Source organism: Candidatus Dormiibacterota bacterium, from assembly GCA_036495095.1.
GTDB lineage: Bacteria > Chloroflexota > Dormibacteria > Aeolococcales > Aeolococcaceae > CF-96.
Genome location: DASXNK010000159.1, coordinates 26228 through 49991, shown reverse-complemented (window position 1 = coordinate 49991; position 23764 = coordinate 26228). Strand labels below are relative to the sequence as shown.

The window sequence follows — 23764 nt, the reverse complement described above, 5'->3', positions numbered from 1 at the left end:
GCGGCCGGGCCTCAGCGGAACAGCAGCGCCGCGGCGATCGCGCCCATGGCGACGGGCGCTCCCAGGCACACGGCAAGCGCGGGCAGGGGGTCGTCGGCCGGCGGCCACCAGGTGCGCGGCAGGGGACGTCCCACCGGGACCCGGGCGCGCCGCTGGCGGGCGGGCTGGGCGAGCAGGGCGACCGCGGCCACCGAGGCGAGCGCGGTGACGAACATGGTCTCGGCGAGGGTTGCCGCCGCCTGGCTGTGCCCGGCGCGCCAGAGGGCGGCCGCGGTGGCGAAGGTCAGCAGCCCGAGGACGGCCCCGCAGAGCCCCGCGAGGAGGCCGGCCGGGACGCTGACACGCCGGGGCGGGGTGGTCACCCGGCGAGCGTACCATCGGGTGCCCGGCGCCGGGGAACCGTCGCGTTCTGGCAACAACCGCAGCCGCGGTCCTTGACGCGCTCGGGCGGCGTCCCTACCCTGCGAGTCCACCCGTTCGGCGGTGCGGTTCCATCGTTCCACCCCACGCCCACGCCAGGAGCCCCGCATGAGTTCGCGTTCCCGTCTCGCCGCCGCCGCGCTCGGCGCCACCGCGGCCGCGGCCCCCACCGTCGCCGCCGCCGGCTACATCGTCCGGCCCGGGGACACGCTGTCGGCGATCGCCGCCCAGCACGGCACCACGGTCTCTGCGCTCGCCGCCGCCAACCACATCAGCGACCCCGACCGGATCCGGATCGGGCAGCTGCTGTCCATCCCCGACACCGCGGCGGGGCTGCCCGGCTACACCGCGGGGACGCCGGACGTCGAGCCCTACACCGTCCAGCGGGGCGACCACCTCGCCGCCATCGCCCGGCGGTACGGCGTCGACCTCGTCACCCTCGCGCGCACCAACGGGGTGGGCATCCAGGCCCCGCTGCGCTACGGCACCACCCTGAAGATCCCCGGCCGGCTGGGGCGGATGAACGCGCTCCTCACCCGGATCGGCGGCCAGCAGGGCGTCGACCCGAAGCTGGTGCGCGCGGTGGCCTGGATGGAGAGCGGCTGGCAGCAGAACGCGGTCTCCCCCACCGGCGCGATCGGGATCATGCAGGTGGAGCCGTACACCGGCGACTGGATCTCCCGCTACCTCTCCCCCCGGCCCCTCGACCTCAACGTCGCCGAGGACAACGTGATCGCCGGCTGCATGCTGCTCCGCCACCTCCTCGGCATCCACGGCGGGGACGCCCAGGCCGCGCTCGCCGCCTACTACCAGGGCGACGCCAGCATCGCGCGTCACGGCCTCTACTCCGACACCCTCCGCTACCGGAGCGTGATCACGTCGCTGATGCGCCAGGAGTGACAGGGAATACCGCCCAGGGGATACTGTCTCGGGACATGGGAAAGAAGAAGGCCTCCAAGGCCGGATCGACGACGCGCAAGCCTCCCAAGGCGGCGCGGACCAAGGCGCGCCCCGAGAACGGCGCCGGCCGGCGCAATGCGCCGGAGACCGATCCCGAGCTGATGGCCCAGCTGCTGGCGCTGCAGGAGCGCACCGCGGCGGTGGGCCGGCAGCTCCGGGCCATCGGTGACATGGTCTCGGCGGTGATGCGCGAGGCCACGGTGACCACCGCGGAGGTGATCCAGCGGATGGGCTCGGCGGCGGACGCCGAGTCGGCCGAGCCGCCGCCGGTGGCGGCGCGGCCCCGGCGGCGACGCCCCGGCGGCTGAACCCGGCCGATCAGGCCGCCCGGTCGAGCCCGGTGAGGTCCAGGGGAAGCGAGAGGCAGCGGACCCCGCCGCCCGACTTCAGGAACTCCGACATTGGCAGTGCGAGGGTGTCGAACCCGGCGTCGTGGAGCGGCGCCTCGAGCCGCTCGGCGGCGAGCGAGGAGATCACCCGGTCGCCGATGCTGATGGCGTTGCAGGCGAAGCCGGTGGCCACCTCCACGGGCACCTCGATGACGTGGGGCACCAGCCGGCGCACCAGCTGCTGCGAGGCGGTGTCGAACGCGGCCGGAGCGAACAGGACGGTTCGGTCGTTGAGCGGGCAGAAGCAGGTGTCGAGGTGATAGAAGCGCGGGTCGACGAGGCGCAGCGACACCACCTCGACGTCGAGCAGCCCGGACACCAGCGCGTGGGACGCGATCTCGGTGCGGAAGCCGTGGCCGCAGAAGAGCCGCTCGCCGACGAACAGGGCGTCGCCAGCCCCCTCGAAGGACACCTCGTCGGGCACGCGGTGGACGGTGATCCCGAGATCCTCGAGGGCGCGCCGCCAGAACGGCTCCTCGCCCTGGCGCTCGGGGTGGCGGAAGCGGCTCAGCACGGCGTCGCGGCCGCGCACCACCGCCGCGTTGGCGGTGAAGACCATGTCGGGCAGCCCGGGCTGCTGGTCGACCAGCTCGACCCGCTCGCCGAGCAGCTGGTAGGCATTGTGCAGCGCTCCCCACTGGGCGAGCGCGATGCCGCCGTCGACCTCGGTGGTGACGTGCATCCACGGATTGATCTCGTACTCGACCCCGTAGTGGTCGGGGCGGCACATGAGGATGGCCATGACGGCTCCCCAGCACCGGGGCCAGGCCGATCGCAGTCGCGTGGAGCTCCCGCACCGCCGGTGATCCGATCATGGCACGGACCCGGGTTGGGCAAACGCTCTGTCACCCGGTCGTCATTGCTGCTGGCGCTGGCGCTCGCCGGCTGCGGCGGCGACGCCGTCGACAACCACGCCTTCGACAGCGCCCTGGCGGACGCGCGCCCCGCCGAGGTCACCGTCCGGGGGGCCGTCACCGGCCTGCTCGCCGACTCGCCCGACCGCGGCGACGGCGTCCACCAGCGCTTCGCGATGACCGTCGACGGCACCTCCGTCGAGATCGACCACAACCTCGGCCTCGCTCCCCGGGTGCCGGTCGCCCGCGGCAGCGTGGTGGTGCTCCACGGCCAGTTCGAGCCCGATCCCGGCCACCCCGTGATCCACTACACGCACCATGCCACCGGCCGGCACGAGGGCGGCTGGATCGACCTCGGCAGCACCCGGTACGAGTGAGCCGCGGTTCACCGGCGGCGGTAGAGTGACAGCCGGGTCGAGCGAGCGGAACGCGAGGAAAAAGGAGAGGCGATGAAAACGAAGGCCGCCGTCTGCTGGGAGACCGGGCCCGACGCCCGCTGGGAGCTCGAGGAGCTCGAGCTCGACCCGCCCGGCGAGCACGAGCTGCGGATCCGCTGGGTGGCCTCGGGTCTCTGCCACTCCGACGAGCACCTGACCACCGGCGACCTGCCCGCCCGGCTGCCCATGGTCGGCGGTCACGAGGGCGCGGGCATCGTCGAGGAGGTCGGGGCCTCGGTCACGAAGGTGAGGCCCGGCGACCACGTCGTCTGCTCCTTCCTCCCCGTCTGCGGCACCTGCCGCTGGTGCTCGACCGGCCAGTCCAACCTCTGTGACCTCGGCGCCACCCTGCTCCAGGGCTCGTTGCCCGGCGGCGAGTTCCGCTTCCACGCCAGGGGCCAGGACCTCGGCGGGATGTGCATGCTCGGCACCTTCTCCGAGCGGAGCGTGGTCTCCGAGTACTCGGTGGTGAAGGTCGACGACGACCTCCCCCTCGACCGCGCCGTGCTGGTCGGCTGCGGGGTGCCCACCGGGTGGGGCTCGAGCGTCTACGCCGCCCGGGTCGGCCCCGGCGACACCGTGGTCATCTACGGCATCGGCGGTGTCGGCATCAACGCGGTGCAGGGCGCGCGCCACGCCGGCGCCGCCAACATCGTCGCCGTCGACCCGCTGCCCAACAAGCGCGAGAAGGCCGAGGAGCTGGGCGCCACCCACAGCGTGGCCACCGGCGAGGAGGCGCAGGAGCTGGTCACCCGGCTCACCAACGGGGTGCTCGCCGACCGCTCCATCGTCACCGTCGGCGTCGTCGACGCGGTGGTGGTCGAGCAGGCGTTCAACGTGATCCGCAAGGGCGGCTCGGTGACCATCGTCGGGCTGGGGCCGATCGCGGAGAAGACCATCCAGCTCTCCGGCACCATGCTCACCCTCTTCCAGAAGACGGTGCAGGGGTCGATGTTCGGGTCGTCCAACCCGATGTACGACATCAGGAAGATGCTCGAGCTCTACCGGGTCGGCCAGGTGAAGCTCGACGAGCTCTGCAGCGCCACCTACTCGCTCGACGACATCAACCAGGGCTACCAGGACCTGCGCGACGGGAAGAACATCCGCGGCGTGATCGTCTACGACTCGTGAGCGATCCGGCGCCGGCGCCGGCGCCGGAGCCGGACGGGTCCGGGCCGCCCCGGCTGCTGGAGCGGATCGCGACCGACATCGTCGGGCTGCGCCGCCAGGCCGAGGTGCTCGCGGTGGCGCTCACCTCGGGGCGCCACGTTGTGCTCGAGGGGCCGCCGGGGACGGGCAAGTCCACCCTGCTCCGGGTGGTCGCCGAGGAGACCGGCCGGGGCGTGGTCTTCGTCGAGGGCAACGCCGAGCTCACCCCCGCCCGGGTGGTCGGCTACCACGACCCCGCGGCGGTGCTCCAGTCCGGCTACCGGCCGGAGAGCTTCGTCGAGGGGCCGCTGCTGACCGCCATGCGGCAGGGCATGCTCCTCTACCTCGAGGAGATGAACCGGGTCCCCGAGGAGACCCTCAACGTGCTCATCACCGCGCTCGCCGAGGGCGAGATCCACGTCAGCCGGCTGGGCCGGGTGCGCGCCGACCCCGGCTTCCGGCTGATCGCCGCCATGAACCCCTTCGACGCGGTGGGCACGGCGCGGATCGGCCAGGCGATCTACGACCGGATGTGCCGGATCGCGATCGGCTACCAGGACGAGGCCGGGGAGCGGACCATCACCGAGCGGGTCACCGGCGACCGCGGCCGGCTCGTCCGCCTCGCCGTGGCGCTGGGACGCGCCACCCGCGACCACCCCGAGGTGCGCACCGGCGCCTCGGTGCGCGGGCCCATCGACATGGTCCACATCGCCCGCGGCCTCTGCGGGCTGCGCGGCGAGGAGCGGGCCGGCCGCGACACCCTGCTCGACGCCGCCCTCGCCGCCTTCAGCGGACGGATCCGCCTCGAGGAGGGGGTCGACCGCACCCCCGAGGAGGTGGTGACCGAGATCCTCGACCGCCTGCTCGCCGCCGAGGCCGAGGCCGAGGCCGACGAGGAGCCCTCAGGAGCCCCTCCTCCCCGCGGCAGGGGGGCCGGGCAGGCGCCGAGCCACGGCCGGGTGCTCGAGGGCCGGGACGCCCGCGCCGCGCTCCGCGAGAGCGGCCGCCGCACCCTCGCCCGGCGCGAGCTGGAGACCGCCCACGCGGGGTTCGCCGAGGTCTCGCCCGGGGTGGGCCGGCTCGACGAGGCGGCGCTCGAGCGGCTGCTCGACCGCGACCCCGACGGCGCCGCGGCGCTGCTCTGCGACCTCGCCGCCGCCACCGACGTCGAGCTCCGCCGCCAGGCCCGCCGGCTGGCGGCGCGGGTCTTCGTCCGCCTCGGCCGGGCCGGCCGCCCCGCCCGCCGGGGGATGCGGCGGATCGTGCCCCTCCCCGGCCGGCCGGACGGCGATCTCGATCTCGACCGCACCCTGGAGCGCGCCGGCGGCGGGCTGCCGCGCAGCGCCGACGAGCTGGTGCTGCGCGGCTGGGCGGGGCCGCGGCGGGCGCTCTGCCTGCTCCTCGACCACAGCGGCTCGATGCGCGGCCAGGCGGTGGCGATGGCGGCCACCGCGGCGGCGGCGGTGGTGCTCGCCGCCGGCGACGGGGTCGACTGCTGCGTCGTCGCCTTCCACCGCGACGCCCTGGTGCTGCGCCCCCCGGGGAGCGCGCGGCCGCCGGGCCGGGTGGTCGAGGACGTGCTCTCGGTGCGCGCCCGGGGCAGCACCGACCTCGCCCTGGCGCTCCGCACCGCCGCCCGCCAGCTGGCCCGGGCCGCGGCCGACGAGCGCGCCGCGGTGCTGCTCAGCGACTGCCTGCCCACCGCCGGCGGCGACCCGCTGGCGGCGCTCGCCGGCATCGACCGGGTGCACGTGCTCGGTACCAGCGGCCTCGACGACTCGGTGCGCGCCGGCACCGCGCTGGCCCGCCGCGGCGGCGGCCGGTACCGGCGGGTGGAGGGCGTGGCGGAGCTGGCCGCAGCCTTGACGGATCTTGTCGGGGTGACCTGATTGACAGGATGAAGATCCCGCTGCTAGCTTGGCCCGGCAGCGACGAAGAGGGGTCCGACAGGGGGCGACGGCATGCACGAGCGCGACCAGCCGGCACCGGCGGCGACCGATGAGGTCGCGATCCTCGACCCCGCCACCCCCTCCCTCGACACTCCTCCCGAGGAGGACGCCGACCTCGAGGAGATGCTGCTCGGGGAGATCAGCATCGACGGCATGTGCGGCGTGTACTGAGGGTTGACCCGGACCGACCGCGTCCGACTCGCCCCCCGGGCAGCGCTGCGTGACGAGCCCTTCGGCGCCCTCGTCTACACCTATGACGAGCGCCGGCTCTTCTTCGTCGAACCGCCGCTCGACGCCTTCCTCCGCTCCGACGGCAGCCGTGCGGTCGGCGAAATCGCCGACACCCTGGTGGCCGGGGGCGAGCTGAGCGCCGAGGCGGTGCCGCGGATGCTCACCCTCCTCGAGGGGCTGCGCCGGCGGGGGGTCGTCGATGCGCTATGAGGCCCTGAGCCGCGGGCTGAACGCGCCGATCTGCCTGACCTGGGAGATCACCTACGCCTGCAACCTGCGCTGCGTGCACTGCCTCAGCTCCTCGGGGCGGCGCGCGCCCGACGAGCTGACCACCGCCGAGGCCACCCGGCTGATCGACGACTGGGCGGAGATGCGGGTCTTCTACATCAACGTCGGCGGCGGCGAGCCGATGGTGCGCCCCGACTTCTTCCAGCTGATGGAGCACGCCATCGGCCGCGGCGTGGGGGTGAAGTTCAGCACCAACGGCAGCCGCATCGACGCCGCCGCCGCGCGCTGGGTGGCGAGCACCGACTACCTCGACGTGCAGATCAGCCTCGACGGCGTCGACGCCGAGGTCAACGACGCCATCCGCGGCGACGGCTCGTACGCCAACGCCCGCAACGCCATGGACCTGCTCGCCGCCGAGGGGTTCGCCTTCAAGCTCAACCACGTCGTCACCCGCCGCAGCGTCGACGCCCTGGACCGGCTCCACGAGCTCGCGGTGGGGTACGGCGCCCAGCTGCGCCTCACCCGGCTGCGGCCCTCGGGGCGCGGTCTCCACGTGTGGGAGCAGCTGCGCCTCACCCAGGCGCAGAACCGCCACCTCTACGAGTGGCTGCGCGCCCACCCCGACGTGCTCACCGGCGACTCCTTCTTCCACCTCTCCGCGCTCGGCGAGCCGCTCGACGGCCTGAACATGTGCGGCGCCGGGCGGATCGTCTGCTGCGTCGACCCGCGGGGCGACGTCTTCGCGTGCCCCTTCGTGCTCGTCGACGAGTTCCGCGCCGGCAACGTCCGCACCTCGTCCTTCGCGGAGATCTGGCGGGACTCGCCGCTCTTCCACCGACTGCGCGGCGAGCAGGTGGGCGGCGGCTGCCAGAGCTGCGGCGCATACTCCCGCTGTCACGGTGGATGCATGGCGGTCAAGCACTTCGCCGGGCTGGCCCTCGACGACCCCGACCCCGAGTGCGTCCGGCGCCCGGAGACCGGCCCGCTCGAGACCCTGATCCCGCTCGCGCTCGCCCCCCGCCGGGTGCGCGTCCCGTCGGCGGTGGCGACCCGGTACGGCGGCAGCTCGACAGAGGGTGGGACATGGGTGTGAAGCAGCGGTTGGCGGATCTCTTCTGGCCGCCGGAGGTCGAGGGCGAGCGGCCCGAGGCGACCATCGAGGAGGTGCCACCGACCCCTCCCAGGACCGCACCGGCAGGTGGACTGGGGGCGCGGCTCAAGCGGGTCGGGATCAGCGAGGAGCGGCGGCAGGCCACGACTCACCGGCCGCCCCCGCTGCCGCCGAGCCACCACCTCGGCGGCCGCGGCCGCACCGGGCCGACCCTGAAGCAGCGCCTCCAGCAGGTGGGCGTGCCCGACGTCGACGCCAAGGAGCTGTCCCGGCAGCAGCGGATCCTCGAGGCCAGCCGTGAGGCCGAGAGCCGGGCCCACCGCGTCGCCGCCTACCAGCGGGCGGCGAGCAGCTGCCCGGTGCCCATCCATCCCCAGGCGGTGCCCCTGCCCGGCGGCCTGCGGCTCCGCGACGACGAGTTCCTGGTGGCGTCGAGCACCCGCGCCAGCCGCAACCGCGACCTCACCCTCACCACCCAGCGGCTGGTGTACAGCCGCGGCCGCGACGCCGGCGCCCAGCTGGTCGTCTACCTCGCCGACATCTGCGACGTCGTCTTCCACGGCGACGAGACCATCACCGTCGGGACGCCGAGCGGTCGCTGGGAGAAGCTGCCGATCGCGGGCAACAGCGTGGCCGGCTCGCGCGACCGGCTGCTGGCGCTGGTGCACCACGCCCGCGCCCACCGGTCGGCGCTGCCCGGCGGGCTGGACGAGCTCGTCCAGCTGCGCGATCGCGGGGCGGTCGGGAGCGCCGAGTTCGAGGCCCGGCGCGCCGCCACCACCTCCGCCCGGAGCCGCCGCAGCGAGGGCCGGGTCGAGGTGCCGGGGCGGCCCACCGCCCGGGCCAATCCGGTGCCCGAGCCCGCCCCGGACGACGCCGCCCTGGCGATGCCCGGCGGCGGCGAGGCGGGGGCTCAGCCCGGCGACGGCGAGAGGTAGCCCCGCTCCTCGAGCAGGCCGAGGATGCGCTCGACCAGGAGCGCGGGCGGCCCCTCGACCAGGGCGTGCTCCTGGTCGTGGCGTCCGCCGCCGCCGAGCACGGCGGCGAGCCGCGCCTCCACCGGCAGCGAGGGGTCGGGGGCGGCGAGCCGGCGGGGCCGCGGCCGCGGGGGCAGCCGGCGGACCCGGCGGCAGCCCCCGGCGACGCCGTCGAGGGCCGCCTCCCGCACCGCCACCGGGGCCCCGCGGGCGGCGAGCAGCGCCGGCAGCGAGGCGTCGTCGAGGCCGGCGATGCCCGGCTCGACGCAGACCACCGCGGGCAGTGCGAGGGAGACCCGCTCGCGGGCGCCGCGCTCGAGGCGGCGGCGGACGACGACCTCGCCGCAACCCTCGGTATCGGTCACCTCCAGGTGCTCGACGGCGGTGGCCTCGGCGAGCCCGAGCAGCTCGGCGAGCATCGGCCCGAGGGTGCCGGCGCCGCCGTCGAGGCTGCGGCCGCCGGTGAGCACCAGGTCGGCGGCGGCGGTGGCGAGGGGCGGGGCGAGCGCCCGGGCGGCTGCCTCCGTGCCCGCCCCCTCCAGCCCATCGGCCCACACCCGGGTGACCGCGTCGACGCCGGCGGCGAGCAGCCCGCGCAGCTCCCCCTCCGCGCTGGCGGGGGCGGCGACGAGCACCTCGACCCGGCCGCCGGGGCCGCGCAGCCGCAGCGCCAGCGCCACCGCGGCCAGGGCGGAGACGCCGAGGCCGGCGACCGTCCGGGTCTCGTCGACGGTGCCGGTCAGGGGGTCGGCCTCGACCGTGGAGGGGTCCCAGCCGTGCTCGACGGCGACCGCGACCCGCATCCGCCTAGGAGTCCCGGAAGGTGACGCCGCGCCCGCCCCCGGGGTACCGCCAGCTGATCGCCCCCTCGCGGTTGCAGGCGATGTAGCAGGTGCCGCACTCGAAGCACTGCTCGTGGTTGAAGAGGATCGAGCCGTCGCTGAGCAGGGTGAAGAGGTCGGCGGGGCAGACGTAGACGCAGGTGTGCAGCGAGCAGTCGCGGCAGATGTCGCCGTCGACGACGATGTGGGGCTCGTGGTCGGGGCGGAACCGCACCGTGGTCATCCTCTCCGCCAGCGTCGTGCTCACCATCCGAAGGCCCGTCCCCCCTCCCAGAGGTCGCGCAGCACCCGGCGCAGCGGCACCCCGGCGCGGCGCAGCTCGCCGGTCACCGCGGGGAGCAGCTTCTGCTTGGGGCGGCCGCCCTCGGAGCGCAGCACCCGCTCGGCGATCCCGGTGACGATCCCGGGGTAGAGGCCGTGGATCCGCTCACCCATCACGAAGCGGGGGGCGAGCCGGAAGCGACGGAAGTCGGGGAGCACGCCGCGCTCCTCCAGCCGGCGCCGGTAGCCGGCCAGCCCGGCCGCGGAGGTGTCGCCGGCGGCGAGCGCATCGGCGGCGGCCTCGCCCGCGGCCCGGCCGGAGGCGATCGCGTAGTTGATCCCCTCGAGGTACAGGCCGGTGGCGAAGCAGAGCCCGGCGGCGTCGCCGGCGACCAGGATGCCGTCGCCGGCGAGGGTGGCGAGCATCCGCTGCCCCGCCTCCGGGACCATGTGCGCCGAGTACTCCACCAGCCGGCCGCCGCGCACCAGCGGGGCCACCGTGGGATGGGCCCTGAACCGCTCCAGCAGCTCGTGGGGGCGCACCCGGTGCTCGGCGAGCGAGGCGATCTCCACGATCACCCCCAGCGAGAGCGACTCGCGGTTGGTGTAGAGGAAGCTCCCCCCCGCCACGCCGCCGGTCACCGAGCCGAGGAACTCGTAGGTGACGCCCTGGTCGCCCTCCAGCTGGAAGCGCTCCTCGAGGGTGTGGCGGTCGAGGGCGATCACCTCCTTCACCCCCAGGGAGAGGTCGTGTCCGGTGAGCTCGCGCTGCAGCCCGGCGCCCCGGGCGAGGAAGGAGTTGACCCCGTCGGCGGCGATCACCACCGGCGCCGCGATCTCGCCACCCTCGCGCCGCACCCGCACCCCGCGCACCCGCCCGGCGCCGTCGCGGAGCACCTCGTCGGCGACGGTGGAGCAGAGCAGCACCGCGCCCGCCGCCACCGCCTGGTCGGCGAGCCAGCGGTCGAAGCGGGGCCGGAGCACGCTGAAGGCGTTGTACGGCGGGCTGGCGAAGCGCCGGCTGCTGAAGTCGAGGGCCACCGACGACTCCTCGGAGGTGACGCAGATCACCCGGCGGGTGAGGACGCGCTCGACCGGGGCGGACTCCCAGAAGCGGGGCACCAGCGCCTCGAGCACGTCGGGGCTGTAGACCGCGGCGCCGGAGACGTTCTTGCTGCCCGGGAACTCGCCGCGCTCGAGCAGCAGCACGCTGCGCCCCGCCCGGGCGAGGGCGAGGGCGGCGGCGCTGCCGGCGGGGCCGGCGCCGGCGACGACGGCGTCGAAGCCGGTGGTCACGAGGCCGCCCCGGCGCCGGCGCGCTCGCGCAGCCGGGCGAGCAGCAGGGGGAGGACCTCGGCCACGTCGCCCGCGACGGCGAGGGTGGCCCGGGCCATCATCGGGCAGCTGCGGTCGATGTTCACCGCCACCATGGTCTCGGCGCCGATGATGCCGGAGAGGTGCTGGAGGGCGCCCGAGATGCCGAGGGCGAGATAGAGGCGGGGGCTCACCACCTGCCCGGTGGTGCCGATCTGCCGCTCGAAGGGCACCCAGCCGCGGTCGGCGAGCGGTCGGGTGGCGCCGACCGAGGCGCCGAGCAGCCGGGCCAGCTCCTCCACCGCCGCCAGCGCGTCCCGGCCGCCGGCGCCGAGGCCGGCGGCGACGATCCGGGCGGCCTCGGCGAGCGGGACGGTGCCGGGGTCGCCGGGCAGCTCGCCGAGATGGCGCACCCGCGGCGGCAGCTCGGCGGCGGGGTGGCGAATCAGCTCCGGCTCGGGCCCGCCGGCGGGGTCGGGACGGCCCCGGGTCTGCGGGCGCAGCGTCGCCACCAGCGGCCGCCCGGTGACCAGCCACTCCTCGTGGAGGCGGTCGTCGCAGGCCCAGCGCAGCCCCCGCAGGCCGCCGCCGGCGGCGGTCACGCCGAGGCAGTCGTCGAGGCAGGCGGCGCCGAGGCGGATCGCCGCCCGCGACGCCAGCGCCGAGCCCGAGCCGGTCGCCGGCACCAGCAGCGCCGCCGGTGCGCCCTCGGCGGCGGCGAGGGCGGCGAGGACGGCGGCACCCGCCCCGGCCTCGGCGCCGGGCGGCGGCGCCCCGGCGAGGTGCACCCGGGCCACCCCGGCGCCGCCGAGGGCGGCCAGCGGCAGCGGCTCGGGCAGGCCGGCGCCGGCGATGACGAGCGCCCCGCCGAGGGCGGCGGCGAGCTCGCGGCCCTCGGCGAGCACCTCCCAGGTCGCCTCGCTCAGCTCGCCGTCGCGGTGCTCGGCCCAGACCCAGACGGCGTCTCCCCCGCGCGTCACAGCGCCCGCGCCACCCGGTGGCCCTCGACGATGGCGTTGCCCGCCCGGCGCGGGGCGACGCAGTCACCGGCGCGGAGCACCTCCGGCGCCGCCGCCGCCACCCGCAGCGCGTGGTAGAGGTCGTCGTCGGCGCGGCCGTGGTCGGCGACCACCACGCTGTCGAACGGGCCGAAGGAGAGCATCTCGCCGGAGTAGGCGTGGACCGCGCTCAGCGTCCCGCCCTCGATGCCGAGCGGGGCGACGCTGGTGGTCAGGGTCACCCCGCGGGCGAGCACCCGGCGGTGCCAGTTCTCCCAGTCGAGGGTGAGCCCGAGGTCCTGGCCCACGGTGAGCGAGGTGGTGAACACCTCGACCCGGGCGCCGCGCTCGGCGAGCAGCTCGACGGTGCTGGTGGCCTGGTGGAAGCCGACCATGTCGAGCACCGCCACCCGCTCGCCCACCTCGGCGCCCTCCATCACCGCCCGGACGCTGAGCAGCGAGGCATCGCCGGCGCCTGCGAAGCGCGGCGGCGCGGGCACCGACCCGGTGCAGCACACCACCGCGTCCCAGCCGCCGGCGGCGACCTCCTCGACGCTGACGGTGGTGCCGGTGCGCACCTCGGCGCCGCTGTGACGCAGGGCGGTGGCCAGGTTCCGGGTGAGGTCGCCGAACTCGGAGCGGTTGGGCACCCGCACCGCCAGGCGCACCTGGCCGCCGAGCTCGTCCTCGCGCTCGCAGAGGGTGACCCGGTGGCCGCGCCGGGCGGCGACCGCGGCGCACTCCATCCCCGCCGGCCCGCCTCCGACCACCAGCACCCGCCGGGGCCGCGCGGTCCGGCCGAGCCGGGTCGGGGAGAGGGTCTGCTCGTGGCCGGTGGCGGGGTTCTCGATGCAGCCGAGGTCGAGGTTGAGCCCCTCGCGACCGATGCACTCCTGGTTGCACGAGATGCAGAGGCGGATCTCCTCCACCCGTCCCTCGCGGGCCTTCAGCGCGGTCTCGGGGTCGGCGATCTGCTGGCGCACCATCCCCACCAGGTCGCAGGCGCCGGCGGCGAGCGCCTGCTCGGCCTGGACCGGGTCCTTGATCCGTCCCACCCCGACCACGGGCAGGTCGGTGACCTCGCGCAGCGCCGCCGAGGCGAAGAGCTGGTAGCCGGGGGGCACGTGCATCGACCCCTCGACCATGAAGAGGGAGTGGGTGGCGGTGCCGATCGAGGTGTTGAAGTAGTCGACGAGCCCGTCGGCGTCGAGCAGCCGGGCGGTCGCGAGCGCGTGGGTCAGGGTCATGCCCCCGTCGACGAACTCGTCGGCGGGGATGCGCACCCCCACGGTCCAGTCACGGCCCACCGCGGCGCGGATCGCCTCGAGGATCTCGCGGACCAGCCGGGCCCGCCGCTCGGTGGTGCCCCCGTAGGCGTCGTCGCGGCGGTTGGAGGCGGGCGACAGGAACTGGCGGAGCATCGAGCTGTGCGAGGCCTGGAGCTCGACCCCATCGAAGCCGCCCTCCCGGCAGTGCACCGCCACCCGGGCGTAGCTGCGCACCACCTCGTCGATCTCCGCGCCGCCCATCTCCATCGGCACCTCGCGGAAGAGCGGGTCTGCGATCGGGGACGGCGCCCAGAGGGGCAGCCGGGTGTAGGTCGAGGCCGCCTGGCCACCGTTGTGGTTGATCTGGGCGAGCACCGGGACGCCGTGGCGGTGGACGGCGGCGGTCAGCCGCCGGTAGCCGTCGACGACCCGCTCGTCGAACGCCTTGATCAGCCGCTCGTAGGGGTGGTCGGTGGGGTGCACCGACTGCTCCTCGGTGATGATCAGCCCCACCCCGCCGGCGGCTCGCTCCTCGTAGTAGGCGATCAGGCGCGGGCCCACCCGGTTGGCCTCGGCGAGGTTGGTCAGGTGGGCGCTGAAGACGATCCGGTTGGGCACCACCGTGGAGCCGAGGCGCAGCGGCGAGAAGAGGTAGGGGAACTGGGGGTGCCGGATGCCTCGCCCTCCGCCTGACCCTGATGCTGACGCCGCCGGCGAGGACTATGGACTATGCGCTCGCGGCGGGGCTCCAGGCCCACGCCGGCCGCCCCTGCAGCACCACCGCCGCCGCCTCCGCGGGGGCGGGGTCGAAGCCCAGCACCGCGGTGAGCGCCACCGCCTCCGAGGCGGAGCTGCCGGCGGCGACCAGCTGCTCGCGGAGCTCGGCGGCCTCGTCCTCGCTGCACCCCGAGCGCATCAGCGCCGGCCAGGCGCCGCCGACCAGCGCCTCGCGGTCGCCGAGCTCGCGGACCACCGCCATCACCGTGCCGCCGCCGAGCTCGCGGATCGCCCGCAGCCGCCGCGCGCCCCGGACCAGCTCGTAGCCGCCCTCGGGGCGGGGCCGCACCAGCAGCGGGCGGATCAGCCCCAGCTCCGCGATGCTGTGCCGCAGCGCCGCATAACCGGGATCGGCGACGCCGGCGCCCGGCCGCCAGCGGCGGTCGTGGACGGCGTCGACCTCCAGCTCCTCGACCCTTTCCGTGGACCGACTCTGCTCATCCACCGGAACCCTTCCCCCTCACACGCCCTTCACCGCCCTTCGCCGCCGCTTCCATCATCGCCCCCCGGATCGTGGAAATCCACGACTCCGGACTGCAGTAACCCACTGATTCCACAGGTTTTTCCACTCATCCCCAGGCTGGGCGCCCACAGTCCTGGGCAGCATGCGCTGGGCCGAGCCTTCGCAGGCGACTGCCCGAGCCATGGGCAGGGGACTGGCAGACCTCCTCCTCCAGCTTCGGAAGGAGTGTGCAGCTGCCCTATGCAGCGTGGGCAGCATCCTGCTTGGGATTCCAAGCGAGGGGGCCGCCCCGACTGTCAGACCGCGCGGCCGACCCGGTTGCCCTCGAGGACCGCGTGGAGGACGCGGCGGGGGGCGATGCAGTCGCCGGCGCGGTGCAGCTCGGCGACCCGGCCGCTGAGCCCGCGGTGGAGGGCGTCGTCGGCGAGCTCGTGGTCGGCGACCACCACCGCGCCGACGCCCTCCAGCCGGCGGGTCCCGTCGCCGAAGCGGTGCCGCAGGGTCAGCTCTCCGGGGGCGGCGGCCACCACCACCGACTGGGGGATCAGCTCGATGCCGAGGGCGGCGGCGCGGCGGTACCAGGGGGCGAACTCGCCGGTGAGCCCGAGCCGGCTGGAGACGAAGGCGTCCTCGCTGACGATCACCACGGGCCGCCCGGCGGCGGCGGCGGCCTCGGCGGCGTCGATCGCGGGCTGGCCGCCCTCGCGGTCGATGACCGCCACCCGGCCGCTGCCCGGGAGCCTGCCACGGAGCACGTCGCGCACCCCCACCACGGCGCCGGCGGCCGCCTCGGGGCCCTCGACGGGGCGCATCCGCCCGCCGGTGGCGAGCACCACCACGGCGGCGCCGGCGTCGAGCACGCCCTCGACGGTGGCCTCGACCCCGAGCCGCATCTCGACGCCGAGCTCGTCGAGCCGGGCGGCGAGCCAGGCGGCGACCTCGGCCATCGGGGCCCGCAGCGGCGCGGTGGCGACCAGGGCGGGGGTGCCGCCGAGCCGCGGGGAGCGCTCCAGCAGGGTGACCCGGTGGCCGCGGAGCGCCGCCAGCCGGGCCGCCTCCATCCCGGCGGGTCCGCCGCCGACCACCAGCACCCGGCGGGGGTGGGCCGCCGGGGCGGGCGCGGGGAACGCGGCCTCGTGGCCCGCCTCGGGGTTGTGGATGCAGCTCACCACCGCGTTCTGGGCGGTGCGGACCACGCAGTCCTGGTTGCAGCGGATACAGGGACGCACCCGGCCGGCACCGCCCTCGCGGACCCGGGCGACGAGGTCGGGATCGGCGATCAGCGCCCTGGTCATCTCCACTCCGTCGGCCGCCCCGGAGGCGATCGCGGCGGCCGCGGGGGCGGGGTCGACCAGGCTGCCGGTGGCGAGCACGGGCACCCCCCCGGCCACCGCCCGGACCGCCCGGGCCACGTCGAGGGCGTAGCCGGGCGGGGTGTGCATCGCCGCCCGGGTGGCATGGATGCTGTAGATCGAGCCGACCACCACGCTCACCCAGTCGACGCCGCCGGGGGCGAGCAGGTGGGCGGCGATCTCCGGGGCCTGATCGGGGGTGATCCCCGCCCAGGGGGCGAACTCGTCGGCGCAGAGGCGCAGGCCCACCAGCCCGGCCGGCCCGACGGCGTCGCGCACCGCCGCGAGCACCTCGCGGAGCAGCCGCGCCCTGCCCTCCAGACCGCCGCCGTAGCCATCGCCGCGCTGGTTGGTGAGGGGCGAGAGGAACTGGCGGAGCAGCGAGTGCTGGCCCGCGTTGACCTCCACCCCGTGGAGCCCGCCGGCCATCGCCAGCCGGGCGCACCCGGCGAAGCCCTCGACGAGGGCGGCGATGTCCTCCGCCTCCATCACCTTGGGCATCTCCATCGTGGAGGGGTTGGGCACCGCCGACGGCGCCCACACCGCCTGCCGTCGCGGATGCCCCGAGCCCTGCATGCCGCTGTGGTTGAGCTGCACGCAGAGCAACGACCCGTGGGGGCGCACCACCGCGGCGAGCGCCGCGTAGGCGGGCACGATCGCCGGGTCGTGGCCGCGCATCGAGCGATCGAGGGGGTGGTCGCTGGGGTGGACGCACACCTCCTCGGCGACGATCAGCCCGGCGCCGCCCCGGGCCCGGCGCGCGTAGTACGCGGCGTGGCCCGGCCCGGGCAGCCCGCCCTCGGCGAGGTTGGTGGTGTGCGCGGTGAAGGCCACCCGCGAGGGCGCGGTGTGGCCACCGAGGCGCAGCGGCTCGAGGAGCGGGCCGAGGTCCGGGGTGACCGACGGCGGCGCCACGGGGCCCCCGCCGGTGGCGGTCACGCGGTGCGCACCCCCGCCGCCGCCTCCAGCCCCAGCTCCTCGACCGCGGCCTCGCGCATCCGGAACTTCTGGATCTTGCCGGTGACGGTCATCGGGAACTCGTCGACGAACTTCCAGTAGCGGGGGATCTTGAAGCCGGCGATCTTCCCGCGGCAGTGCTCGGTGAGCTGATCGCCGGTGATCGCCGCGCCCTCGCGCAGCTTCACCCAGGCCATCACCTCCTCGCCGTACCGCTCGCTGGGGACGCCGATCACCTGGACGTCGGCGACGTCGGGATGGCCGTAGAGGAACTCCTCGATCTCCCGCGGATAGATGTTCTCGCCGCCCCGGATGATCATGTCCTTGATCCGGCCGACGATGTTCAGGTAGCCGTCGTCGTCCATCACCGCCAGGTCGCCGGTGTGCATCCAGCGGCCGGCGTCGATCGCCGCCCGGGTGGCCTCCTCGTTGTTCCAGTAGCCGAGCATCACGTTGTAGCCGCGGGTGCAGAGCTCGCCGCGCTCGCCCCGGGGCACGACCGCGCCGGTCTCGGGGTCGACCACCTTGATCTCGACGTGGGGGTGGATCCGGCCGACCGTGGAGACCCGCTTCTCCAGCGGGTCGTCGGTGGCGCTCTGGGTGGAGACCGGCGAGGTCTCGGTCATCCCGTAGGCGATCGTGACCTCGGTCATGGACATCGTCGACTGCACCCGCTTCATCACCTCGACGGGGCAGGGCGAGCCGGCCATGATCCCGGTGCGCAGCGAGGAGAAGTCGAACTCGGAGAAGCGGGGGTGGTCGAGCTCGCCGATGAACATCGTCGGCACCCCGTAGAGCGAGGTGCAGCGCTCCGCCTGGACCGTCTCCATCACCGCCACCGGGTCGTAGGCCTCGCCGGGGATCACCATGGTGCTGCCGTGGGTGGTGCAGGCCAGGTTGCCGAGCACCATGCCGAAGCAGTGGTAGAAGGGCACCGGGATGCAGACCCGGTCGGCCTCGGTGTAGCGCAGCGCCTCGCCGATGAAGAAGCCGTTGTTGAGGATGCTGTGGTGCGACAGGGTCGCGCCCTTGGGGAAACCGGTGGTGCCCGACGTGTACTGGATGTTGATGGGGTCGTCGAACTGCAGCCCCGCCTCGCGCTCGGCCAGCCGCGCCTCGGAGACCCGGTCCGAGTCGCGGAGCAGCGCCTCCCAGCCGTCCTCGAGCACCAGCGCCTCGCGCAGCTCCGGGCAGCTGCCGCGGACCTGGCCGAGCATGCCCGCGTAGTCGGCCTGGCGGAAGGCGCGGGCGAGGATCAGGAAGCTCACCCCGGACTGGTTGAGCGCGTACTCGAGCTCGGCGGTGCGGTAGGCGGGGTTGATGTTCACGAGGATGGCGCCGATCCGCGCGGTGGCGTACTGGACCACCACCCACTCGCTGCGGTTGGGCGACCAGATGCCGACCCGGTCGCCGCGGCCCACCCCGCGGGCCATCAGCCCACGGGCGGCCTCGCCCACCTGCTCCCAGAGCTCGCCGTAGGTGGCCCGGTAGCCCTGCTCGCGCACCACCAGCGCCTCACGGTCGGCGAACCGCTGCACGGTGCGGCGCAGGTTCTCGCCGATCGTCTCCCCCAGCAGCGGCACCGGGTGAGCTCCGTGGACATACGAGGGCGCGGGCATGCGGGAATCCTCCTCTCGGTGGCATCGGCCCACGTATCGTCTCAGGAGTGAGCATGCTGGAGGGCAGGGTCGCTCTGGTGACCGGCGCCGCCCGGGGCCAGGGGCGCTCCCACGCGGTCGCTCTCGCCCGCGCCGGCGCCGACGTCGCGGTGTGCGACCTGGCCGCGCCGCTCGCCACCGTCCCCTACCCGCTGGGCACCGCCGAGGAGCTCGCCGGGACGGCGCTGCTGGTGGAGGCGGAGGGGCGCCGCTGCGTCTCCGCGGTGCTGGACGTCCGCGACGGCGCCGCCCTGGCGGAGCTGGTCGAGCGCGCCGTCGCACGCCTCGGCCGGCTCGACACCGTGGTCGCCAACGCCGGGGTGATCAGCTACGGCGCCGCCTGGGAGCTGAGCGACGCGCAGTGGGACGAGGTGGTCGGGGTCAACCTCACCGGGGTGTGGCGGACCTGCCGGGCGGCGGTGCCGGCGATGCTCGCCGGCGGCGAGGGCGGCGCCATCGTGATCGCCACCTCGACGGCGGCGCTCAAGGGGCTGAGCGGGATGGCGCACTACGCGGCCGCCAAGCACGGCTGCATCGGGCTGGCCCGGTCGCTGGCCCTCGAGCTGGCGGCCCATCGCATCCGGGTGAACTGCGTCGCCCCCGGCGGCGTGCGCACGCCCATGGGCACGAATCCGCAGATGCAGGGGGTGATGGAGGCCGATCCCCACCTCGCCCACAGCCTGACCGCCGCCCTCCCCGTCGACCTGGTCGAGCCCGAGGACGTCAGCGCCGCGGTGGTCTGGCTCTGCTCCGACGCCGCCCGCCACGTCACCGGCGCGGTGCTGCCCGTCGATGCGGGAACGCTGCTCCGCTAGGCGTCGGGACCATAATCCTCGGGTGGCCCGAGAGCTGGTCGCCATCATCAAGCACGACTGCCCGGTGTGCGTCGAGCTGCTCCCCGCCCTCGACGCGGCGGCGGCGGACGGCGCCCCCCTGCGCATCGTCTCGCAGTCGGACGGCGGCGACACCGCGGCACTGTGGGAGCGGCTCCGGCTCGTCTCCCCCGTGGAGCTCGACGAGGGGTTGGAGCTGAGCGCCCGCTTCGACCCCGACGCGGTGCCCACGGTGCTGCTGCTCGACGGCGGCGAGGAGCACGGGCGGGTCGAGGGCCTGGCCCGAGACCGCATCGCCGGGCTCGCCGCCGAGGCGGGGTTCGCGCTCCACCTCGACGGCCTCCCCGCCCATCGCCCCGGCTGCGCCAGCCGCACCCGCGACCCGCGGATCGCCGCCGCCCTCGCGGTGCGCGCGGCCAGGGCCGAGGGCCGGCTGCGCTCGCGGTCGCTGATCATCGGCGCCCACGAGGACCCCCACGAGGCCCTGTTCGAGCGCGGCGTCACCGATGGGCTGCCGGTGGTGCCGCCCACCCCCGAGCGGGTGGTCGCGATGCTCGAGGGCACCCGTCGCGACCCCCAGGACGTGGTCGGGGTGGTGCCCCCCTACGGCGGCACCGCCACCGTCGAGAAGGTGGCGGTCAACGCGGTGATGGCCGGCTGCCGGCCCGAGCATCTGCCCTTCGTCCTCGCCGCCGTCGACGCCGCCTGCGAGGAGCGCTTCAGCATGCACGGGCTGCTCGCCACCACCCATCCGGCGGGGCCGCTGGTGGTGGCCAGCGGTCCGCTCACCGAGCGGGTGGGGATGAACGCCCGGGGCAACTGCCTGGGTCAGGGCAACCGGGCCAACCTCGGCATCGGCAGGAGCCTCCAGCTGGTGGTGCGCAACATCGGCGGCGGCCGCCCCCAGCTCGAGGACCGCTCCGCCCACGGCCAGCCGGGCAAGGTCGGCGCCTGCTTCGCCGAGCTGCAGGAGGGCTCGCCCTGGGAGCCCCTGTCCGCCGACCGCGGCTTCGACGCCGGCGAGACCACGGTGACCCTCTACGCCGCCGAGGCGCCCCGGCTGATCCTCGACCAGATCGCCCGTGACCCCGAGGGCCTGTGCGCCAGCCTCGCCCTCGCGCTGCAATCGGTGGCCCACCCCAAGCAGCTGTTCATCTGGGACGCGCTGCTGGTGATCGGGCCGGAGCACGGGCGCATCCTGCGCGAGGCCGGCTGGGACCGGGCCCGGACCCGCGAGGAGCTGATGCGCCGCACCACCTCGCGGATCGGCGACATGCTCCGCGGTGCCGGCGGGTCGCCCGAGGGCCTCGACCCCGCCGTCTTCGGGGGCAACCCCGACGGCCCCATCACCAAGTTCGCCGGCCCCGACCGGATCGGACTGGTCCACGCCGGCGGCAGCGCCGGCCTCTTCAGCATGGTGTACGGGATGTGGGCGTCGGGCGAGATCGGCTCGACCCCGGTGACGAGGAGCGTGGAGCCATGGACCTGACCTCCGGCGGCGGCCTGGAGCTGCTCGACCCCACCGCCGAGCGCGAGAGCGGCGACCGTCCCCTGGCGGCGCCGATCGACGGTGCCCCCGGGCTGCGGATCGCGCTGCTCGACATCCGCAAGCCGCGCGGCGACGTCTTCCTCGACGAGCTCGAGCGGCTGCTGAGCGATCGCGGCTTCCTGGTGGAGCGCACCGCCAAGCCCACCTTCACCCGCCCCGCGCCCGCCGACCTCCGCCGCGAGATCGCCGAGCGCTGCGACGCGCTGGTCGAAGCCCTCGCCGATTGAGGCTCGTGCGTGTCGTGCGGTCTGCACGACGTGGTCTCCTTCGAGGGGCTGGGCCGGCCCGCGGTGCTGGTGGCCTCCAGCGTCTTCCGCGAGGTCGCCGACGCCGAGGCCCGGAACCTCGGCCAGCCGGCGATCCGCCGGGTCTTCGTCCCCCATCCCATCCAGGACCGCACCGACGACGAGATGCGCGAGCTGGCGGTCGCCGTGGCCGACGAGGTGCTGGCGGCGCTGCGCCGGTAGCGGCGGCGTCATCGCCGGGGTCAGCTCACCACCACCGCCATGTTCCCGAAGCTCGCGAAGAACCCGACGAACTGCGCGATGGTGAACGTCCGCAGCTGGGCGTGCGCAACATCCAGCAGGGTCATGGTCCCGGCCACGGCGTCGACCCCGACGACGGTCACGGCGTGCTCGCCGATCGAGTAGTCGACGGTGCTGCCGTCCCAGGCGGTCCACTGGTGCATCGTCACCGGGGTGAAGGTGGTGTCCACCCAGATCACCGCCGGGTGGCCCCTGGCGACCTCGTCGAGCAGCGCCCAGGGGTCCCAGCCGCGGGCCCCGATGGCGGGGCGGCCCGCGGCGCGGGCGGCGGCGGCGATCGGCGCCTGGTAGACGCCGTAGCCGGTGTCGCGGGGCTCGGAGCCGTTGACGTCGCCGACGAAGGTGAGGTTCGGGTTGCCCCAGCGGAGGATGCGGCGGCTGGCGTCGAGCTGGGGCTGGCGGGAGTCGGCGCCGATCTGGGCGAGCACCCACTCCTGGGTCACGGTGACGCCGCGGGCGGCGAGCGCGGCGGTCAGGGCGGCGGCCTCGCAGTCGAGGGCGTAGGCCTGCTGCACCGCCGGGACCCACATCGTGTACCGGTCGGCCTGGGTGCGGTAGGCGACCGCCGCCGCCGGGCTGACCGGCTGCGGCACCGGCCGCGGGTCTCCGGGGTTGATGAGCACGGTGTCGCGGAGGATGTCCCACGCCCCCCAGTCGGTGTAGCCCCCCCAGCTCGGGGCCAGCGACGCGGGGGCGCTGATGCCGCCGAAGCGCCGCACCACGTAGGCGGTGCCGCCGGCGAGGTGCAGCTTCAGGGCGAGGTCGCGGCCGGACAGGTAGTCGGCGGGTGAGGCCAGCGCCGGGGCGGCGCCGAAGGGATGGATGCCGCCGAAGGCGTCGAGCACCCAGCCGCCGTCGGGCCGGCCGCCGGCGTCGAGGTGGATCTCGAGGCCGCGGGCGACGTCCCAGCCGCTCCAGTAGACGGACGAGGTCAGGTTCGGCGCGCCGCCCCAGGGGTGGAGGCCGCCGTAGCCGTCGAGCACGTACCCCTGGCGGCCGTCGGCGAGGCCGTCGGCGCCGCGCGAGGTGACCACCAGGGCGCGGGCGATGTCCCACCCGCCCCAGTAGGCGGGGGCGCTCACCGGGCCGGCGCGCCCGAACGCGTGGACGCCGCCGTAGCCGTCGAGCACCCAGCCCCCGGAGCCGTCGTCGCGCAGCGCCAGCGAGCGGGCGATGTCCCAGCCCCGCCAGTACGGGGCGCCGGTGGTGTCGAGGGGGAGCCCGCCGAAGGGATGCAGGCCGCCGTAGCCGTCCAGGGTCGCGCCGCCGTGGGACCGGCTCGCCCAGCCCAGGGTGGCGCTCGCGGCGCTGCTCACCGGCTGGGCGACGGTCAGCGGGTTGGGGGCGCCGACCAGCACGAGGTCGCGGAGGATGTCCCACGACCCCCAGTCGGCGTAGCCGTCCCAGAAGGGCGAGATGCCGGGTCCAAGGGTGCTCACCACCCCCCAGCGGGGCACCGCGTACAGGGCCGCGCCGCTGGCGTGGAGCGCCTGCCACACCGGCGCCGCGGGCGAGGGTGCGGCGGCGGGCGGCGGCGCCGCCCCGAAGGCGTGGACGGTGCCGGCGGCGTCGAGCACCCAGCCGCCGTCGGGCACGCCGAGGGCGTCGTGGTGGATCTCCAGGCCACGGGCCCGGTCCTGCCCGGCGGTGTACGGAGGGGCGCCGATGACCGGGGCGCCGCCCCAGGGGTGCACGCCGCCGAAGCCGTCGAGGACGTAGCCCTGGCGGCCGTCGGCGACGCCGGCGGCGTCGGTGGAGGTGACCACCACGGCCCGGGCGATGTCCCACCCCGACCAGTAGGGGGCGCCGCTCACCGGGGCGGCGGCGCCGAAGGGATGGATGCCGCCGAAGCCGTCGAGCACCCAGCCGCCGGAGCCGTCGGCGCGGAGGGCGAGCGAGCGGGCGATGTCCCAGCCGTTCCAGTAGGTGGACCCGCTGGTGTTCAGGGCGAGCCCGCCGAAGGGATGCAGGCCGCCGAAGCCGTCGAGCACCGCGCCTCCGTGGACGGCGGCGACGGGCGCCACCGGGGCGGTGGCGGCGAGCCCGGGGTCGGGGCGGAGGGAGGTCATCGCGGCCAGCACCGTCGCGATCGCGAGCAGGCGGCGGCCGCGGCGCCATCCGGGTGGAGAGGTGCGCACGACCGGCAGTCTCACCCGCCGCCACCGGCCCGCCGCGAGCCGTGACCGGCTCACCACAGCTTCGAGTCACCGTCACCCGGCGACCGGGCTCAGCCGGCCAGCAC

The 23764-nt window shown here is 75.5% G+C and carries 23 protein-coding genes; 12 read left to right on the top strand and 11 right to left on the bottom strand.

All coding sequences use genetic code 11. The annotated features are described in order from the left end of the window. Positions 1–11: 11 nt before the first annotated feature. Positions 12–362 carry a hypothetical protein gene (locus VGL20_16265; protein ID HEY2705237.1) on the bottom strand — a complete coding sequence of 117 codons (351 nt, stop codon included), beginning with the start codon at positions 360–362 and terminating at the stop codon, positions 12–14. 166 nt (positions 363–528) lie between these two features. On the opposite strand from VGL20_16265, the gene VGL20_16260 reads away from it, so the two are divergent. After that, positions 529–1320, top strand: a complete 792-nt coding sequence (locus tag VGL20_16260; protein HEY2705236.1) for a LysM peptidoglycan-binding domain-containing protein — start codon at positions 529–531, stop codon at positions 1318–1320. Positions 1321–1355: 35 nt separating this feature from the next. Then, positions 1356–1688, top strand: coding sequence for a hypothetical protein (locus VGL20_16255; protein ID HEY2705235.1), 333 nt, complete (start codon positions 1356–1358; stop codon positions 1686–1688). 10 nt (positions 1689–1698) lie between these two features. On the opposite strand, the gene VGL20_16250 is transcribed toward VGL20_16255, so the two are convergent. Beyond that, positions 1699–2511 carry an arginine deiminase-related protein gene (locus VGL20_16250; protein ID HEY2705234.1) on the bottom strand — a complete coding sequence of 271 codons (813 nt, stop codon included), beginning with the start codon at positions 2509–2511 and terminating at the stop codon, positions 1699–1701. Positions 2512–2598: 87 nt separating this feature from the next. On the opposite strand from VGL20_16250, the gene VGL20_16245 reads away from it, so the two are divergent. The 7 genes from VGL20_16245 (at position 2599) to VGL20_16215 (ending at position 8666) form a co-directional block, all read left to right on the top strand. Further along, on the top strand, positions 2599–3000 hold the full coding sequence (locus VGL20_16245) for a DUF3465 domain-containing protein (GenBank protein ID HEY2705233.1): 402 nt from the start codon (positions 2599–2601) through the stop codon (positions 2998–3000). Positions 3001–3072: 72 nt separating this feature from the next. Continuing rightward, positions 3073–4191 (top strand): NDMA-dependent alcohol dehydrogenase, encoded by a 1119-nt coding sequence (locus VGL20_16240; GenBank protein ID HEY2705232.1) that lies wholly within the window; start codon positions 3073–3075, stop codon positions 4189–4191. Beyond that, positions 4188–6098, top strand: coding sequence for an AAA family ATPase (locus VGL20_16235; GenBank protein HEY2705231.1), 1911 nt, complete (start codon positions 4188–4190; stop codon positions 6096–6098). Before VGL20_16240 ends, VGL20_16235 begins: the two co-directional genes overlap by 4 nt. A gap of 72 nt (positions 6099–6170) precedes the next feature. Beyond that, positions 6171–6329, top strand: a complete 159-nt coding sequence (mftA, locus tag VGL20_16230) for a mycofactocin precursor MftA (protein HEY2705230.1) — start codon at positions 6171–6173, stop codon at positions 6327–6329. A gap of 3 nt (positions 6330–6332) precedes the next feature. Further along, complete coding sequence (gene mftB, locus VGL20_16225; protein ID HEY2705229.1) at positions 6333–6599, top strand: mycofactocin biosynthesis chaperone MftB; 267 nt, start codon at positions 6333–6335, stop codon at positions 6597–6599. Then, positions 6589–7710, top strand: a complete 1122-nt coding sequence (mftC, locus tag VGL20_16220) for a mycofactocin radical SAM maturase (protein ID HEY2705228.1) — start codon at positions 6589–6591, stop codon at positions 7708–7710. The genes mftB and mftC overlap by 11 nt, the downstream gene beginning before the upstream one ends. Then, positions 7701–8666, top strand: a complete 966-nt coding sequence (locus VGL20_16215) for a hypothetical protein (GenBank protein HEY2705227.1) — start codon at positions 7701–7703, stop codon at positions 8664–8666. The genes mftC and VGL20_16215 overlap by 10 nt, the downstream gene beginning before the upstream one ends. Here the strand turns inward: VGL20_16215 and VGL20_16210 are convergent. From VGL20_16210 to VGL20_16175, 8 genes are all read right to left on the bottom strand, one after another. Next, on the bottom strand, positions 8642–9508 hold the full coding sequence (locus VGL20_16210) for a hypothetical protein (GenBank protein HEY2705226.1): 867 nt from the start codon (positions 9506–9508) through the stop codon (positions 8642–8644). The genes VGL20_16215 and VGL20_16210 overlap by 25 nt on opposite strands. 4 nt (positions 9509–9512) lie before the next feature. Further along, positions 9513–9797, bottom strand: coding sequence for a 4Fe-4S dicluster domain-containing protein (locus tag VGL20_16205; protein ID HEY2705225.1), 285 nt, complete (start codon positions 9795–9797; stop codon positions 9513–9515). Continuing rightward, positions 9791–11104: an FAD-dependent oxidoreductase gene (locus VGL20_16200; GenBank protein ID HEY2705224.1), complete on the bottom strand. Its 1314-nt coding sequence runs from the start codon at positions 11102–11104 to the stop codon at positions 9791–9793. The genes VGL20_16205 and VGL20_16200 overlap by 7 nt, the downstream gene beginning before the upstream one ends. Then, positions 11101–12102, bottom strand: a complete 1002-nt coding sequence (locus VGL20_16195; GenBank protein HEY2705223.1) for an electron transfer flavoprotein subunit alpha/FixB family protein — start codon at positions 12100–12102, stop codon at positions 11101–11103. The genes VGL20_16200 and VGL20_16195 overlap by 4 nt, the downstream gene beginning before the upstream one ends. Continuing rightward, entirely contained in the window at positions 12099–14027 is a 1929-nt protein-coding gene (locus VGL20_16190) for a mycofactocin system FadH/OYE family oxidoreductase 2 (GenBank protein ID HEY2705222.1), read from the bottom strand. Before VGL20_16190 ends, VGL20_16195 begins: the two co-directional genes overlap by 4 nt. A gap of 88 nt (positions 14028–14115) precedes the next feature. Then, on the bottom strand, positions 14116–14610 hold the full coding sequence (locus VGL20_16185) for a ParB/RepB/Spo0J family partition protein (protein HEY2705221.1): 495 nt from the start codon (positions 14608–14610) through the stop codon (positions 14116–14118). 314 nt (positions 14611–14924) lie between these two features. Then, the gene (locus VGL20_16180) at positions 14925–16919 is read right to left on the bottom strand and encodes an FAD-dependent oxidoreductase (protein ID HEY2705220.1); all 1995 of its coding nucleotides are present in this window, start codon (positions 16917–16919) and stop codon (positions 14925–14927) included. Next, the gene (locus tag VGL20_16175) at positions 16916–18556 is read right to left on the bottom strand and encodes an AMP-binding protein (GenBank protein ID HEY2705219.1); all 1641 of its coding nucleotides are present in this window, start codon (positions 18554–18556) and stop codon (positions 16916–16918) included. The genes VGL20_16180 and VGL20_16175 overlap by 4 nt, the downstream gene beginning before the upstream one ends. Before the next feature lie 53 nt (positions 18557–18609). Here VGL20_16175 and VGL20_16170 point away from each other — a divergent pair, with 53 nt between their 5' ends. The 3 genes from VGL20_16170 to VGL20_16160 are packed head-to-tail and all read left to right on the top strand — an operon-like array spanning position 18610 to position 21444. Then, entirely contained in the window at positions 18610–19410 is an 801-nt protein-coding gene (locus VGL20_16170; GenBank protein HEY2705218.1) for a mycofactocin-coupled SDR family oxidoreductase, read from the top strand. A gap of 22 nt (positions 19411–19432) precedes the next feature. After that, positions 19433–20917 carry a thioredoxin gene (locus tag VGL20_16165; protein HEY2705217.1) on the top strand — a complete coding sequence of 495 codons (1485 nt, stop codon included), beginning with the start codon at positions 19433–19435 and terminating at the stop codon, positions 20915–20917. Further along, positions 20908–21444: a UGSC family (seleno)protein gene (locus tag VGL20_16160; GenBank protein ID HEY2705216.1), complete on the top strand. Its 537-nt coding sequence runs from the start codon at positions 20908–20910 to the stop codon at positions 21442–21444. The genes VGL20_16165 and VGL20_16160 overlap by 10 nt, the downstream gene beginning before the upstream one ends. A 20-nt stretch (positions 21445–21464) precedes the next feature. On the opposite strand, the gene VGL20_16155 is transcribed toward VGL20_16160, so the two are convergent. Then, complete coding sequence (locus VGL20_16155) at positions 21465–23660, bottom strand: C39 family peptidase (protein HEY2705215.1); 2196 nt, start codon at positions 23658–23660, stop codon at positions 21465–21467. Positions 23661–23764 lie beyond the last annotated feature (104 nt).